This window comes from Sphingomonas sp. UNC305MFCol5.2 (assembly GCF_000712135.1).
GTDB lineage: Bacteria > Pseudomonadota > Alphaproteobacteria > Sphingomonadales > Sphingomonadaceae > Sphingomonas.
Genome location: NZ_JOOE01000001.1, coordinates 484,186 through 499,427, shown reverse-complemented (window position 1 = coordinate 499,427; position 15,242 = coordinate 484,186). Strand labels below are relative to the sequence as shown.

Sequence of the window (15,242 nt, the reverse complement as noted above, 5' to 3'; positions counted from 1 at the left end):
GGCCCGGCTGGCTTGCACCCTATGGCAACGACCTCGCACCAGCCTTGCCTGCCTGAGTTCACTGCGCGGGCTTTGCCGTGGCGCGCGCAGCCGCCTCCTCGATGAGCGCGACGACAACCTTGGGATCGGCGACATAGACCGCATGGCTGCCGGGCACTTCACGGATCGTCGCGCCAGCCCGCTGCGCCATACCGCGCTGGCCTGCGGGCGGGATGACATGATCATCCTGCGGCACCAGGAACCAGCTAGGCCTGTTCTTCCAGGCCGGCGCGCTGATCTTGCCTTCTAGCGCCTTCGCGCCCCAGGGCTGCTGCGAGTCCGCCATGAACCGCGCCGTGTCCGGCGCCACATCGGCGGCGAAGAGTGCAGGGAATTTCGCCTTGTCGAGCATCAGCATGCCATCTGCGCTCGGCACGATCGGCAGGGCCGGCACGCCAGGCGGGGCGCTGGCGACGATCGAGGAAACTGACTCCCCTGCGTCCGGCGCGAAGGCGGCGACATAGACGAGCGCGGTCACCTTCGGGTCCGATCCCGCTTCGGTGATCACCACCCCGCCATAGCTATGACCGACCAGCACCACCTTGCCGGTGATGGTCGCGAGCACGCGCCTGGTGGCCGCGACATCGTCTTCGAGCGACGTGGTCGGGTTCTGCAGGACGACAACCTCGTAGCCGTCCTTGCGCAGGATCTGGTACACGCCGGCCCAGCCCGATCCATCGACAAACGCGCCGTGCACGAGGACGATGGTCGGACGCTTGCCGTCGTCTCCGGCGAAGGCGGGCACCGGGTTGGCGGCGAGGCTCGCGGAGGCGAGCGCTGCGAGTGCCTTGTTCATCTTGGGATCTCCGGTTTCGCGGTCAGGGACGGTTGTTCAGAATCTGCATCCGCATTGCCTTGACCGGCCCATCGGCGAGTTCGGGCAGACGCGCGAACCAGGCCTGGACATGCGGAGTGCGATTATGCGCTTCGAAATCCGCCTGGGTGGCGAAGATTTCGTAGAAGATGAAATGGCCGGGCCGCTCGCGATCCTCCTGGAGGAAATAGAGCAGGTTGTTGGGCTCGGCGCGGACCTTGGCGACGAGTGGCATCGTCGCCTCGCGCAGTGCGTCCTCCTTGCCCGGCTTGGCCTGGACCTCCGCGACCACCGCATAAGCGGTGGTGGGGATGTCGGCATAGCGGATGCCGGCATGATCCTGCGCCAGCGCGGGTGCGGCGGGTGCCGCCCCGCCAATCAGCGCGGCCAAAGCAAAGCGGATGGGAAAGCGCATCTTGCATCTCCTTTTTTTTGGAAGCGGTCAGTCGGCGTCCGCGACCCAGTTTCCGTGGAAGCCGGGCGGGACGATGTGCGGTATCCGGATGCTGGCGAGCGGCGGCGCTTCGAAGTCGCGCGCGTCGAGGATCGCCAGGTCGGTGGTGCCGGCCGCGGCGTCGATGACGAAGCCCATCAGCCAGCCCCCATCCTCTTGCGCCTCGGCATGCGCCGGCACGAAGATGAATTCGCAAGGGTGGCGGTCCGGACCGAAATCGTGGGCTTGGCGCGTGCCGTTCACGAGGTCTTGCTTGAACAGGCCGGTGCCGAGGAACGGGTCGACCATCGCCATCGTATAGGCGTAGCGATAGGGCTGGCCGAGCCGGCGCTCGTCGCAGCGTGGGAATTCCTGCGGCGCCGGATCGAGCGTGGTTCGCGTCACCGTGCGCCCCACCGGGTCGATCGTCCAGCGCTCCAGGCTGCATCGCTCGGAATCAGGCCCCGAGGTTCGCCGCCAGAACATCTTGTCATGGACGATCAGGTCGAGAACCACGCTTCCGTCCGCCGCGTCATGCGCGTTGACCGCATGGAAGACGAAACACGGATCGAGCGGGCACCAGACGACATCCTCGGCCCCGCCGTCGCGGGGCAGCAAACCTACGTGCGCCTCATGATTCTCGTTCCAGCGATAGGGGAATTGATAGCCCGATATCGCCGCGGTGAGCGAGAAGGTGACAGGCAGGTCGAGAAGGATCGCGAACCGGCCGGTAAAGGCGAAGTCGTGGATCATCGGGCCGCTTCGCACCGGCACCTTCACCTCGCGGCGTACCGTGCCGTCCGGGCCGATCACCAGATAACGGATCGTGCCCCATTTGGCCGCGTCATAGCTGACCGCGAGCATCTCGCCGGTCAGCGGATCGATATGCGGATGCGCGCTCAGCCCGCCATGCAGCGTGCCCGCGAAATCGGTGTAGCGCTCGGTCTCCAGCGCCTCGCCGATCACTACCGGCGTGCTGCCCGCCTCGATCAGCCCGAACGTCGTGCCGCCATAGCCGATGACATTGGTGTTGACCGTGTCGAACAGGTGGCGCGGCCCCGGTGTGCGTTCCTCGTCGAGCGCGTCGCTGACCGCGTTGGAGCGGATCCAGCGGTTGCGGTACCAGAGCGCCTTGCCGTCCTCGATGCGGATGCCGTGGATCATGCCGTCGCCCGCGAACCAGTGATGCCGGCTCGGGTTGGGATGCATGGGATTGGGCCCCATGCGCAGGTACCGGCCGCGCAATGCGGACGGGATCGTGCCGACGACCTCGAGATCCTCGATCGTCAGCTCCTCGCGCATCGGCGTGTTGACGCCGGTGATGTACGGCGTGTCCTCCGCACTGACCGAGCGAGAGCCAAAAAGCGAACCGAACATCGTCTGGTCCTTCTCGATCGGGGCTTAGGGGCGTGCGACCAGGCGTTGCCGCGCCGCGCGGGCATTGTCGAAGGTGCGCTTGACGGGGCCAAGTGCCTGGACGAACTCGAGCTGCTCGCCCTCGGGGCCTTTGCAGTAGATCAGCCGCCAGCCGTTCGACTTGCCCTCGGTGATCGGATTGGAATTGGTCTCGAGCGGGGCCGCCTGACGCTGGGCTTCGCTGGTGACGGTGACGACACGGTTGGCGCGGACCTGCACCATGCCGCGTCGCGCCGATTCGGCTTCCAGATCGTGGATGAACTGGTTGAAGTCGACATCGTCGCGGATGTGGAAACAGATGTGCATCATCCGCGGGAAAGCGGGGCTCATATGGTCGAGCGGCTCGGCGAAGCTCTTCGGGCCTCCCAGCGGCTGGTCGGCATCGCGATATTGCAGCAGCTCGATCACGACATTGTCGAACTGGACGAAGCGGACGTCGAGCCGTTGGGTGCCGCCCTTGAGATCGGGCACGCCGATCGTGCGCGGATTGACCCCGCGCGCCCGGGCCTCGATCTCCTGGTCGGTCAACAGTGTGTTGTGGATGCGCTCGCCCTGGAAGTCGCCATCGCGCATCACCTCGGTGCCACCCAGCACCTCGGTGTAGAAGGTAAAGGCGCGCTCCATGTTCTGGACAGTCAGGCCGAAATGCTGGACCCCCTGCAGCCGCATGCCGAGCGAGCTCGCGCCCGCCTCCGCCGCGACTGCCGGCACGACGCCGCCCGTCGCCAGCAAGCCGGTCATCGCCAGACCGCCACCGGCCTGCAGCAGTTCGCGCCGGTCGATCCCGGCGTCTCCCATCTTGTCGGTCATATTTTTCTCCTTGGGTGCGGACGGCAAGCAATCACTCGCGAGATCGCGTCTTGGGCGGGCACGAACACCGGTGTGCGGTTTGTCCGGACGCCTGGGTCAAGGATGGCTGGCGCGCCGCGTGCCGCCTATGTCTGATGGGCGATGCCGGGATCACACTGACGTGTCATCCGTGTCGGGCAGGACCACATGGCGGCGGCCAAAAAATCTCGCGTCGACTGAGTAGGCGCCCGCTCCGGTCAGGACGAGTGAAGCAGCCGTCACTGCATGAACGATGACTAGCATTTGCGGGGCGCCGGCCGGCACATAGAGCGCCGCGACCAGTCCGACGGACGCCGATGCACGAACACCAACGCCGACGCACAGAGATGCGCCGATCAAGACAACAAGCGCTTGGCACCAGGAAGGCGCGGCGGGGGCAAGCAGCACGCTTAGGATAGCCGACCCAGCGACGGAGAATCTGAGCAGCAAGAGTCCGGCGCCGACGATCCCGGCAGGATAGAATGGAGGCATTTCGCTTGATGCGGCCAACCGCTGCTAGCAGTCATTTCCAAAGGTGTTAGAAAAAACTCGCCTGAATGGGCGTGCGTGAAGGCGCCCGGTGCAGAATACGTCCGGCTTTGGGGGGTAGGCGTGTCGCTGTGGTTGAGAATCGCGCTGATAGGGCTGCTTGCGGTGGCGGGTGTATTGCTTGCACCGACGGCCCATGCGCTCGATCCGACGCGCTCCATCCTGCAGATGTATCATCGCACCTACACGCGGGATGACGGGGCTCCGACCGACGTCAGGTCTATCGCGCAGACCCCGGACGGGCACATCTGGATCGGTACCGACGACGGGCTCTACAGGTTCGACGGGCAACGTTTCGACCGCTTTTCGCCGAAGCGACTGGCGAAGGGCGGTGTCTCCGTTGTCAAAGCGACGCGCGCCGGCGATCTTTGGGTCGGGTACTCCTGGGGCGGACTTTCGCGCATCCGCGGGTCGCAAATCGTCCATTTCACCTCGAAGCAGGGCGGGCCATCCGGCGAGGGCACGTCCAATATCCTGATCTCCCGCGACGGGGGGGAAGCCTGGGCCGTCGTGGGGCGCCGCCTTTGGCGCCGGACGGGCGGCAAATGGCGCCAGCTTCTCCCGGACACCCAAGTGTACAGCGCAGCGATCGCTCGCGACGACGTGGTTTGGATAAAGAACTTCGACAGCGTCTTCTATTGTCGGCCTCGCGGTGGATCCTGCGCCCGCGCCCCGGGCTATGCGGGCAGCGGCATGAGCCTGGCGCAGGATCGCGCGGGTCGGGTTTGGACGGCCGACCTTGATCGCCCCGGGCGGATGTATCGGCTACCGGAGATCGCCAACGTGCCGGATGAGAAGCTCCCGCCACGCGAATATGGCGCCACCGTCTCTGCGCGCATCGCCGGCTCCATCTTCATCGACCGCGACGGATCGGTCTGGAACATCAACGGGACCAACGGCCTCTTGCGCGCCAGGTCGGCGCTCAGGGACGGTGCAAGCGTCATGGACCTGGACGCGTACACGGCGGCCGACGGTCTCACGCATAACATGGCAGGGCGGATCTTCGAGGACCGCGAGGGCAGTATCTGGGTAACGACCAAAGCCGGGCTCGACATGTTTCGCTCCGCCAATGTCGTGATCGAACGAACCATCCCCGTGGGGGCAAACCGGTTCGGGTACAGCGCCGGTCCAATTGGGAACCTGCTGTACATTCACGCGAGCACGGCCATCGACAATTCCGATCCCTTCGGCAGTGCACGCGGTCCTCTTTTCAGGATGTTGCCCGATGGGTCGGTCGAGCGCGTCATCGACAACATCTGGAGCGTGAACCGGTTCGCCCAGACCGACGACGGTTCGGTCTGGATGGCGTCGCTATGGGGGCTGTTCCGCCAACAAGGCAACCGCTTCGTCGACGTCGCTCGGCCGCCGGGCGGTGAGACTACGACGATGGTATCCGTGGTCTCGCGGCCGGAAGACGGCCTATGGGTATGGCAGCGCGGAAACGGAGCGTGGATATTGAACGGGGGGCGGTGGCGCCGCGACTCCACCATGCCTTCCGCTCAGACCGCCGGTTACATCCAATTTGCCGATCCTGGGCGCGACGGCGCCACCTGGATGGCACGTGGAGATCCCTACGCACTGATGCGGCAGGATTCACGGGGCTTGAAGCAGTTTCCCGAGGCCGATGTCGGCATCGGCCCGATACGGGTGGTCTCTCCCGGTCCAGACGTCGAATATGTCGGTGGCGAGCAAGGCCTGGCGGCCTTCGATGGCACGCGTTTCCACCGGCTTGGAACAGATCGCGTTCCCGAGTTGGCACGCGTATTCGGCGTGGCGGCGGCTGGCCGCGATCTGTGGGTGCTCGCTGCATCCGGAATCCTCAGGTTCGATCGCGAAGAGGTGGCGAGAGCCATGCGCGATCCACGCGCGCCGGCGCCGATGTTCGAACTTTTTGACGAGCTCGACGGCTTGCCGGCGGCTGCCACTCCAACGCAGCAATCCGGATCCGTAAATACCGTGTTTCCGCGTCCCGACGGACGCATCGTGTTCCTGACGGGGGCTGCCGTCGTCTGGATCGATCCAGGGAACCTGTTCCGAAATCGGGTGCCGCCGCCAGTGGCGATCCAGGGGCTGCGGGCCAACGGGCATGATTATGATGCGCCAAGAGACCTCAAGCTGCCCGAGGGCACAAACAGTTTGGAAATCAATTATGCCGCGCTGTCGTTCGTTGAACCGCGGCGCGTTCGCTTCCGTTACAGGCTCGACGGTGTCGACGATGGCTGGATCGATCCGGGGACGCGCCGCCAGGCCTTTTACACCCGTCTGGGGCCCGGGACGTATCGCTTCCAGGTTATCGCCGCGAACGATGCGGGCGTTTGGAACGACAAAGGGGCAACGCTGAGCTTCACGATCGCGCCGACCTTCCTGCAATCGGTGTGGTTCAAGCTTCTACTGGCCTTGGTTCTGGCATTGCTTGCATGGGGCGCTTACGCGCTGCGTCTGCGGCAGGAGACGGCGCGAATCCAGGGGCGTTTTGACGCCCGAATTGCCGAGCGCGAGCGGATCGCACGTGAGCTGCACGACACTTTGCTGCAAGGTTTTCAGGGTTTGATGCTCCGGTTCCAATCGGTAGCGAATGTGCTGCCTGCCGGCGGGGAAGCGCGTGCCAAGCTCGATGACGCGCTCGAACGCGCGGACGCAACACTCGTTGAAGGACGTGAGCGGGTGCGCGAGCTGCGCGCGCCGATGAGAGCGGTGGATCTGCCCCAGGCAATCGCGGACGCGGCGGCTTATAGCATCCCTGAGGGTGGCCCGCGATTTCAAGTGATGGTCGAAGGTTGGGCACGGGATCTGCGCGCCGACGCGTGCGAAGAGGCCCTTTCCGTTGCAACCGAGGCGCTTCGTAACGCAGCCCGGCATTCTGGCGCCGCACTGGTCGAGGCGCTGGTGAGCTATCAACGCAGCGGTCTGACCGTGATTGTCCAGGACGATGGCAAGGGCATTGAGCCGGCGCTTGTAAACAGCGGTTCCCGCGAGGGGCATTACGGCCTCGTCGGGATGCGTGAGCGCGCAGAACGTATTGGTGGCCGCCTTGCCGTGCGAACCCGGGGCGGCGCGGGCGTGGAAGTCTCGCTCTTCATTCCGGCCGCGCGCGCCTTCAAGGATCACGCCTCACGCTTTCGCTTTTGGCGGCAGACCGGGACTGCATCATGACTCTCAACATCGCGCCTATACGCGTTCTCGTCGCCGACGATCACGCGGCGCTGCGCGACGGCGTTGCCGCCATCGTCAGTAACGAGGCCGACATCACGATTGCTGGCGAGGCCGCAAATGGCGAGGAGGCAATAGCCGCTTTTCGCAATCTCCGGCCTGACATCATGCTGCTCGACCTGCAAATGCCGGCGCTGGGCGGCCTGGAAGTTATCAAGGCGGTTCGCGAGGAATTTGCCGGCGCGCGCATTGTCGTCCTGACCACCTATGAGGGGGACGTTCAGGCATTGCGCGCGCTGAAGGCCGGTGCCTCGGGATATTTGCTCAAGACGTCGCTTCGTAAAGAACTCCTCGAAGCGATTCGCGTTGTGCATGCAGGCCGCCGTTACGTTCTGGCGGAAGTGGCACAAGAGATCGCAATTCATGCCGCCGAGGATCCGCTCACCACGCGCGAGGTCGAGATCCTCGGCATGGTCGCCGAAGGGAACGCCAACAAGGTCATCGCTCGCAGGCTGTCCTTGTCTGAAGATACGGTGAAGGCGCATTTACGAGCCATCTACTCCAAACTCGACGTCAATGACCGCACCCAGGCGGTGACCGTAGCCCTGCGGCGAGGAATCATCGCTCTTTGAGTGGGGTTACCGCAGCTATGTCCGCTTTCGCGCTTCGGCGGCCGAAATCTGCCAGTCCGCAAGCGGCCCGAAAGCCGCCGTTCGTTCATCTGGACGCTGCGCGATTGTCACGACCGGCATTTAAGGACTTTCCCGATCAGACCGCTTCAAAGTGAGGCTGTGGGCGAACCGCGGTTCCAGATTGGGGCCTGGTCCTCGGCCACTAGCGTCCGTGGCTGGATCAGGCTCGCGATGACCGGCGTCAGCAGCTCGACGAGCAGCCCAGGCTCGGCCTTGGCCAATGGCTCGAGCTCGAGCATCTGGCGCATCATCTGCACGCCGGCGACGACCGCGAGAAACAAGGCCGCCCGTTCCGAAGCATGGTCGCCCGCGATCGCCGCGATGGCGGTCGCGTGATGCACCTGGGCGATGCGTTCCCGGGCGATCCGGGCGGCGGTTTCGCTGGTTGTCGAGCGGAACAGGATGAGGAAACCGTCGAGCGGCGTCTGCCCCTGCGTAGTGACGCCGACGAGCGCCTCGGCAAAGGCCCGTGGCAGGTCGGCCCGGCCGAGATTGCCCTCCGACAGGATGATCGGGTCGCGCATGCTGTCGGTCACCACCTCACCGAAGAGGCCTTCCTTCGATCCAAAATAGCGCCCGATCATCATTGCGGTGACACCAGCAGCCTGGGCGATGCCCCGTAAGCCGGCGCCATCATAGCCGTGCTCGGCAAAGGCCTTGCGCGCCGAGGCGAGGATCGCAGCGCGGGTCGCATCGGCTTTCGCAGCACGGCCGCCGGCGCGAGGGTCAGTTTTCACGATACACCTGTAGACTCATTCATAAAGATCGGTATACGATTGTAGATGCAATCCGCGTCGGGCGCCAGCGCCGACCGCGGAAGTGGTCGACTGGAGAAAATATGAACGGCACTGTGCTCGTGACGGGTGGCACCGGCTTTATCGCGCAATATTGCATCCTGGCGCTCCTCGATGCTGGCTACTGCGTCAGGACCAGCGTCCGTTCGCTGGCGCGCGAGGGGGAAGTACGCCGGCATCTGAAGATCGGTGGGGCCGAGCCCGGCGATCGTCTCTCGTTCGTACGGACGGACCTGAGTACGGATGCAGGCTGGACGGAAGCCGCCGCGGGATGCGTCTATGTCATACATGGCGCCTCGCCGACTCCCTCGGGCGATCAGGTGACCGAGAAGGACTGGATCGAGCCCGCAGTCGACGGCAACCTCCGGGTGCTGCGCGCCGCGCGCGATGCGGGGGTCCGACGCGTCGTGCTCACCTCCGCGTCCGGCGCGATCGTTGCCGGCCACAAGCCGCGAAACCGGCCCTTCGACGAGACCGATTGGAGCGATCTGACGGGCAAGGTCTGGCCTTATCAGAAATCGAAGACCCTGTCCGAACGCGCTGCCTGGGACTTCATGGGCCGCGAAGGCGGTGATCTCGAGCTTTCCGCAGTGAACCCGACCGCCGTCATGGGGCCGGTGCTCGGCAGCGAATATTCGCACTCGATCCGGCTCATCAAGAATCTGCTCGAAGGGCAGCCTGCCCTACCCAGGATCAACTCGGGCTTCGTCGACGTTCGCGACGTGGCGGACCTGCATCTCCGCGCGATGCTCGATCCGGCTGCGAAAGGCGAGCGCTTCCTGGCCATTGCCGGCGACAGCATGTGGATGATCGACGTCGCGAGGGTGCTGCGCGAACACTTGGGCGACGCGGCCACGCGGGTCACCACGCGCGTCGTGCCGAACTGGCTGGTCAGGCTCGGTGCCCTGCGCGATCCGGTCATGCGCGGCATCGTCCCCCTCCTGGGCGTGAACCTGAATACGACGAGTGAAAAGGCGAAGCACCTGCTGGGCTGGAAGCCGCGTTCGCGCGAAGAGGCAATCGTCGCGGCCGCCGAGAGCCTGATCCGGTTAGGCCTGGTCAAGGGCTGAATGACGGGTTTGGCGACCGAGTACGTGGCGGTCAATGGTAGCGGCGCCAAACCAGCCGCGACCGGTGCTAATGCGATGGCGCTAGGGAGCGGTGCCAGGGCGAGCGGCGACAATGCCGTGGCGCTGGGCAGCGGCGCGGTGGCGGAGAATGATGCGGCGGTCGCGATCGGCTATGGCAATCGCGCATCGGGTGCGGGCGCCGTGGCGATCGGCGATCCCAATGTGGCGACCGGCCGCGGCGCGGTCGCGCTCGGGGCGGACAACAGCGCGACCGGTACCGGCGCAGTGGCGATCGGCGCGGACAGCGTGGCTAATGGACAGTCGGCTGTGGCGCTCGAGTTCTGACTCTATCGCCCGCTCTGTTCGGGGCCGGATCGTGGCTGAATCGAGCGTTAGCTCGAACACAGGTTGCGAAATAGGGAGGATGTGGGGACTCGCGGACATGACTTCGACCGGCGCCTGCGCTAGTGGGCCGCCAAGGAAGCTCGTCCTCGGCCCACCTGATCCTGGATTTGGCCCGGATCTCAACGTGCTCCTCAGGATCGTGCGTCTCAATTCCGGATGCCGGGAAGTTGAACCAAAAGCACGGCTTGGCGGGACAGCGGCAGACGGCGGCTGTCCAGCAAGTTCCACTCGGGAGCGGACTGTCAGCTGACGGGCCGGAAGCAGCTGGGCCGCTACGCAAGTTGGCGCCGTCGTCCGCAACCCAGCAGGATGCGCGCTTCCAGGCGGCACTGGACCTTACCCGGGCGCTCGATGGACATCTCGGCTGCATCGACGTGTCCGTCGCCCCCGCCTTTGTCTGCGACTATGCGATGCCGGGGGCGAAGCCTTGCTGATGGCCGACGAGCAGGTGCGCGAGCAGGGCAATCGCGCGCAGATGGAGGCGCGTCTCAAGACCGAGGGCGTCTCCTATGACTGGGCCGACGAGACCGGCTTTCTGAGCCCCACCGTGTGCGATTCGGTCGGCCTTGCCGACGTCATCGTCCTCAACCGCGAACTCGACACCATCGCCTATCCCGATATGCGCGACCTGGTCGGCGATGCGGTGCTGCGGACGGGCAAGCCGATCGTGGCAGTGCCCGAAGCGGGGCGCGGCTTCGACGTTTTCGGCCCGGCGCTGATTGCCTGGGACGGATCGCCCGAAGCCGTGGCCGCGCTCCAGGCGGCGACGCCGCTTCTCGCCAAGGCGCGCAGCGTCGCCATCCTCGAGGTGGATGACGGCTCGATCAGACTGCCCGCCGAGCATGCCGCGGGATATCTGTCGCGCCATGACATCAAGCCGATGATCCGGCGCGAGAACAGCCTGATCGACCTGCCGAGCACAGTCATCCTCGACACGATCGGCGCGACCGGCGCGACCTGGCTGGTGATGGGCGGGTTCGGCCATAGCCGCTTCGTCGAGGCCTGCTTCGGTGGCGTCAGCAGGCGCGTGCTCAAGGAATGTCCGGTTCCACTGTTCCTTGCGCATTGAGTTCGAAGCGAGGCCGAGGCCGGGAGCCCCCGCCTTGCCTTAGCGCCGGAACGAGACGGCGAGCAGCGGCATCACGACCGGTAAAGTGAGGAGCCAGGGCGCCGCCACCCAGATCAGTGCAGACCAGAAGAGCTAAAGAAAGATGGGCACCGCCAGCAAAGCGTTGGTGATGAGCGATCAACGCAACAGCCCAGCGTCCCCAGTGCCAGCAGCAGCAAATGCGAAGCTCATATAGGTGTAGCCGAGCAGATCGACCGCGGTCATCGGCTCGCGAAAGCCGCAATAGACGAGATGCGCATAGCCTTGGCTGGTGCCGGAAATGTCGCGCGGGATGACGAATGGCCTTGCGGGGCGGCTCCTCCATCCACTCGGCGCCCGAGCGCAGCATAGGAACCTCGATCGTCGCCAGCTCAAGCTTTCGTACCGAGTGGCCGCGGGTGCCGGCGCCCGTCGCATAGGCATCCGCCAAGGCGTGGACGAAACGGCCGCGGTCCGCGTCGGAATAGCCGTCGATGAGGAGGATGTTGCGCTTGCCGGCGAGGCTGAAGCTGCGCCCGCGGCGGCGATACGTAAGACTCCCAATCGCTGCACCCGACCTGGACCCGTAGCCCGGTTCCGAAGCGCGCGACGTGCGACGCGGCGGGAGAAGAAGATGGAGAAGATGCGTGCCGCGGTGGTCCGGCGGTTCGGCCAGCCCCTCGAGATCGAGGAGCGGCGGATCCCGCGGCCAGGACCGGGGCAGATCCTCGTCCAGGTGCATGCGAGGGCGTTTGCCACACCGATCTCCACGCCGCGCAGGGCGCGGGCACGTGCGCCGACCTTGCCGAGGCGATCAACGGCGTATTCCGGCGGCTCGAGGCGGACGATGTCGACGGCCGGATCGTACTCAGCTTTTTGAATCTCGCGACCCCCGCCTTGAAAGAACAACCTTCGAAATGACTGACTCACGATATGCCAATGGCGCGCGGCCATCGCTCCTGCTGGTCGAGGACGACAGTGCCGTTCGCCGCGGCCTGCAATTGCTGCTGCAGGGCCAGGGCTTCGACGTGCGCGCCTTCGCCTCGAGCCGCACGGCCCTCGCCGATGCGGCGAAGGTCGGGGCGCAGTATCTCGTCATCGATTATCTGCTGGCCGACATGGATGGTGTCGCGCTGCTCGGCGCGCTCCGGGCGCAGGGCTGGAATGGTGTCGCGGTGCTGATCACTGCCTTTTCATCGCCGACCTTGCGGGAAACAGCCTCGGTCGCCGGATTCGCCACGGTGCTCGACAAGCCCTTCCGCGACGATGACCTCCTTCGTGCGTTGCGCAGATAGCGGGCAGAAGCAATTGGGAGCGAGCAAATCTCCGGCGAACCCGCTTTCGACGTCATGACGGAGCTGAAACATCCCGTGGTTTCGACACTGGACGAAGCGTGGCAATATCCGCAACGGAAACCGGGTATACGACTCGCCGGCGCAGACTCGCCTGCGCCGGCGGTCGGTCGCGCTGGAGCGGCCATGACGATGGGTCAGGACAGGGTACGACGGCGATGGCGCGGCTTTGGCGTCGCCATCGCTGCGATCGCCGTCGCCGCGCTGATGCGGCTCGGCCTCGATCCGTGGCTGGGAGCGCGTGCGCCATATCTGTTCTTCACCGTGGCGGTGCTTGTCGCGGCCATCTTCGGCGGCGCCATGCCTGCGGTGCTTGCAGCGGGCTTGGCCATGCTCGGCGTGTTCATCCTCTATTGGACGGATAGCGTCGTGCCCGAATTGCTCGCCTTCGCGTTGGCTTCGGGAATCATCATCTGGGCAGCGGGCTATGTGACGCATCTTCGGCGCCGCGCTAGTGCAGACGCTACGCAGGCGGTGCTTCGCGCGGCACGGGCCGACCAGCTCGCCGACGAACTCAACCTGCTGATCGATGGTACCGCCGGCTATGCGATCTACATGCTAGATCCGGACGGATTCGTGACGCTCTGGAACAAGGGCGCCGAGCGGCTCAAGGGCTGGACCGAAGCCGAGGTGATCGGCAAACATTTTTCGATTTTCTACCCGGAGCCCTCGCTCGATGCGGGCAAGCCCGCGGACGATCTTGCGCGCACGCGCGCCGAAGGACGGCTGGAGGAGGAAGACTGGCGACTGCGGGAAAATGGTTCCGAGTTCCTCGCCCATGTGACGATGACCGCGCTCTACGGCCAGGACGGGGTGCTGCGCGGATTCGGCAAGGTGATCCGCGACATCACCGAGCAGCGTGCCGCCGAGCGCAAGCTGAGCGAGGGCGCAAACCAGTTCCGTTCGATCCTCGCCACCGTTCCCGATGCGATGGTCGTTATCAACGAGCTTGGCGAGATGCTGTCCTTCTCGTCGGCGGCCGAGCGGTTGTTCGGCTATGGCGAGGAAGAGGTCGTCGGCAAGAATGTCAGCATGCTCATGCCCTCTCCGGACCGTGAACAGCATGACGGCTATATCAACCGCTACCTCGCCACCGGCGAGCGGCGGATCATCGGACGCGGCCGGAGCGTCATCGGATTGCGGCGCGACGGAAGTACCTTCCCCATGGAGCTCGCGGTCGGAGAGGCGATCACCGATGGCGCGCGCGTGTTCACCGGCTTCATCCGCGACCTGACCGAGCGCGTCGCCGCCGAAGAGCGGATCGAGGAGCTGCGCTCCGGACTGGTCCATGCCGCGCGCATCAGCGCGATGGGCACGATGGCGTCCACGCTTGCGCACGAGCTCAACCAGCCGATCACCGCGGTGGTCACCTTCGTGCGCGGGGTCCGCAATCTCATTCGGGAAGGAAATCCCGACGATCAGGCGATGATCGAGGAAGGACTGGACGAGGCGTTTGACGAGGCGCTGCGCGCCGGGGGCATTGTCCGGCGGCTGCGCGAGTTCGTGTCGCGGGGCGAGGTCGGGAAGTCCGTGGAGGACCTGTCGTCGCTCGTCGAGGAAGCCGCCAATCTCGCGCTGATCGGCGCACGCGAGCGCGGCATCGAAACCCGATTCGCGCTCGACACGCACGCCCGGTCGGTGCTTGTCGACAAGGTCCAGACGCAACAGGTGCTGATCAACCTGATGCGCAACGCCATCGAAGCGATGGCTGACTCGCCGAAGCGCGTGCTGACAGTTACCAGTGCGGCCGACGAGCCTGGTTTCGTGCGGATGACTGTCACCGACACAGGTCCGGGCGTAGCGCCGGACGTTGCCGAGAACCTTTTTCGAGCCTTCAACAGCACCAAGCCAGCCGGCATGGGGCTTGGGCTCTCGATCTGCCGCACCATCGTCGAGGCGAATGGCGGGCGGATCTGGATGGAGCCCGGACCGGACGGGGGCACCAGCTTTCATTTCACACTGGTCCGGGCTGACTCGGAGGCGCTGGAATGAGCGACAAGCCGCTGATTCATATCATCGACGACGAGGACAGCGTCCGCCGGGGCGCAAGTTTCTTCCTGAAGACGTCCGGCTATGCCGTCCGGACTTGGGAATCGGGCGTGAGCTTCCTGAAGGAGGTCCGGCACGCGGAGACGGGCTGCATCCTGCTCGACATCCGCATGCCCGAGATGGACGGCCTCGAGGTGCAGCAGCAGCTCAACGAACGCGGGGTGACGATGCCAGTGATCGTGCTCACTGGGCACGGCGATGTCGGCATCGCGGTGAAGGCGATGAAGTCCGGGGCGATCGACTTCCTCGAAAAGCCGTTCGATACCGACGCGCTGCACGAGGCCATCCAGCGAGGCTTCGAACAGCTCAATTCCGAGAAGGACGTGATGGTGCGGGCCGCCGAGGCCGAGGTCGTGCTCGGCGCGCTCAGCGATCGCGAGCGCCAGGTGCTCGAGGGTCTTGCCGAAGGCTATCCCAACAAGACGATCGCCTATGACCTCGGCATCAGTCCGCGTACGGTCGAAGTGCATCGTGCCAACATCATGACCAAGCTCAGGGCTCGCAGCCTGTCCGAGGCGCTGCGCATCGCGTTCGCGGCCGGTATGGGCGAGGGACGGCCATGAA

13 protein-coding genes and 1 pseudogene are annotated in these 15,242 nt (G+C 65.3%); 9 read left to right on the top strand and 5 right to left on the bottom strand.

The window, feature by feature from the left end; all coding sequences use genetic code 11:
- Positions 1-58: 58 nt before the first annotated feature.
- The 4 genes from BR78_RS0102495 to BR78_RS0102480 are packed head-to-tail and all read right to left on the bottom strand — an operon-like array spanning position 59 to position 3,512.
- The gene (locus BR78_RS0102495; RefSeq protein WP_029934668.1) at positions 59-835 is read right to left on the bottom strand and encodes an alpha/beta fold hydrolase; all 777 of its coding nucleotides are present in this window, start codon (positions 833-835) and stop codon (positions 59-61) included.
- Positions 836-857: 22 nt separating this feature from the next.
- Positions 858-1,268 carry a putative quinol monooxygenase gene (locus BR78_RS0102490; RefSeq protein ID WP_029934667.1) on the bottom strand — a complete coding sequence of 137 codons (411 nt, stop codon included), beginning with the start codon at positions 1,266-1,268 and terminating at the stop codon, positions 858-860.
- Positions 1,269-1,295: 27 nt separating this feature from the next.
- On the bottom strand, positions 1,296-2,663 hold the full coding sequence (locus tag BR78_RS0102485) for an 8'-apo-carotenoid 13,14-cleaving dioxygenase (RefSeq protein WP_051683160.1): 1,368 nt from the start codon (positions 2,661-2,663) through the stop codon (positions 1,296-1,298).
- Between the two features lie 24 nt (positions 2,664-2,687).
- Positions 2,688-3,512: a VOC family protein gene (locus BR78_RS0102480; protein ID WP_029934653.1), complete on the bottom strand. Its 825-nt coding sequence runs from the start codon at positions 3,510-3,512 to the stop codon at positions 2,688-2,690.
- A 630-nt stretch (positions 3,513-4,142) separates the two neighbouring features.
- Between BR78_RS0102480 and BR78_RS0102470 the strand changes: the two genes are divergently transcribed.
- Positions 4,143-7,232: a sensor histidine kinase gene (locus BR78_RS0102470; protein ID WP_156022189.1), complete on the top strand. Its 3,090-nt coding sequence runs from the start codon at positions 4,143-4,145 to the stop codon at positions 7,230-7,232.
- Entirely contained in the window at positions 7,229-7,861 is a 633-nt protein-coding gene (locus BR78_RS0102465) for a response regulator (RefSeq protein WP_029934649.1), read from the top strand. The genes BR78_RS0102470 and BR78_RS0102465 overlap by 4 nt, the downstream gene beginning before the upstream one ends.
- A gap of 146 nt (positions 7,862-8,007) precedes the next feature.
- Here BR78_RS0102465 and BR78_RS20310 read toward each other — a convergent pair whose 3' ends face one another.
- Complete coding sequence (locus BR78_RS20310; RefSeq protein ID WP_081855577.1) at positions 8,008-8,658, bottom strand: TetR/AcrR family transcriptional regulator; 651 nt, start codon at positions 8,656-8,658, stop codon at positions 8,008-8,010.
- Positions 8,659-8,759: 101 nt separating this feature from the next.
- Between BR78_RS20310 and BR78_RS0102455 the strand changes: the two genes are divergently transcribed.
- The 7 genes and pseudogenes from BR78_RS0102455 (at position 8,760) to fixJ (ending at position 15,241) form a co-directional block, all read left to right on the top strand.
- Positions 8,760-9,785, top strand: coding sequence for an SDR family oxidoreductase (locus BR78_RS0102455; protein ID WP_029934642.1), 1,026 nt, complete (start codon positions 8,760-8,762; stop codon positions 9,783-9,785).
- Positions 9,786-10,130, top strand: coding sequence for a hypothetical protein (locus BR78_RS0102450; RefSeq protein ID WP_029934636.1), 345 nt, complete (start codon positions 9,786-9,788; stop codon positions 10,128-10,130). It begins immediately after the preceding gene.
- Positions 10,131-10,623: 493 nt separating this feature from the next.
- Positions 10,624-11,259, top strand: a complete 636-nt coding sequence (locus tag BR78_RS20305; protein WP_231478089.1) for a universal stress protein — start codon at positions 10,624-10,626, stop codon at positions 11,257-11,259.
- Between the two features lie 661 nt (positions 11,260-11,920).
- A pseudogene (locus BR78_RS22085) lies at positions 11,921-12,060 on the top strand (zinc-dependent alcohol dehydrogenase); the annotation flags it as partial.
- A 134-nt stretch (positions 12,061-12,194) separates the two neighbouring features.
- Entirely contained in the window at positions 12,195-12,572 is a 378-nt protein-coding gene (locus tag BR78_RS0102435; protein ID WP_029934626.1) for a response regulator, read from the top strand.
- Positions 12,573-12,755: 183 nt separating this feature from the next.
- A complete protein-coding gene (locus BR78_RS0102430; RefSeq protein ID WP_029934624.1) occupies positions 12,756-14,621 on the top strand; it encodes a PAS domain S-box protein in 1,866 nt (621 codons plus the stop codon).
- Positions 14,618-15,241, top strand: coding sequence for a response regulator FixJ (fixJ, locus tag BR78_RS0102425; protein ID WP_029934622.1), 624 nt, complete (start codon positions 14,618-14,620; stop codon positions 15,239-15,241). The genes BR78_RS0102430 and fixJ overlap by 4 nt, the downstream gene beginning before the upstream one ends.
- Position 15,242: the final 1 nt, after the last annotated feature.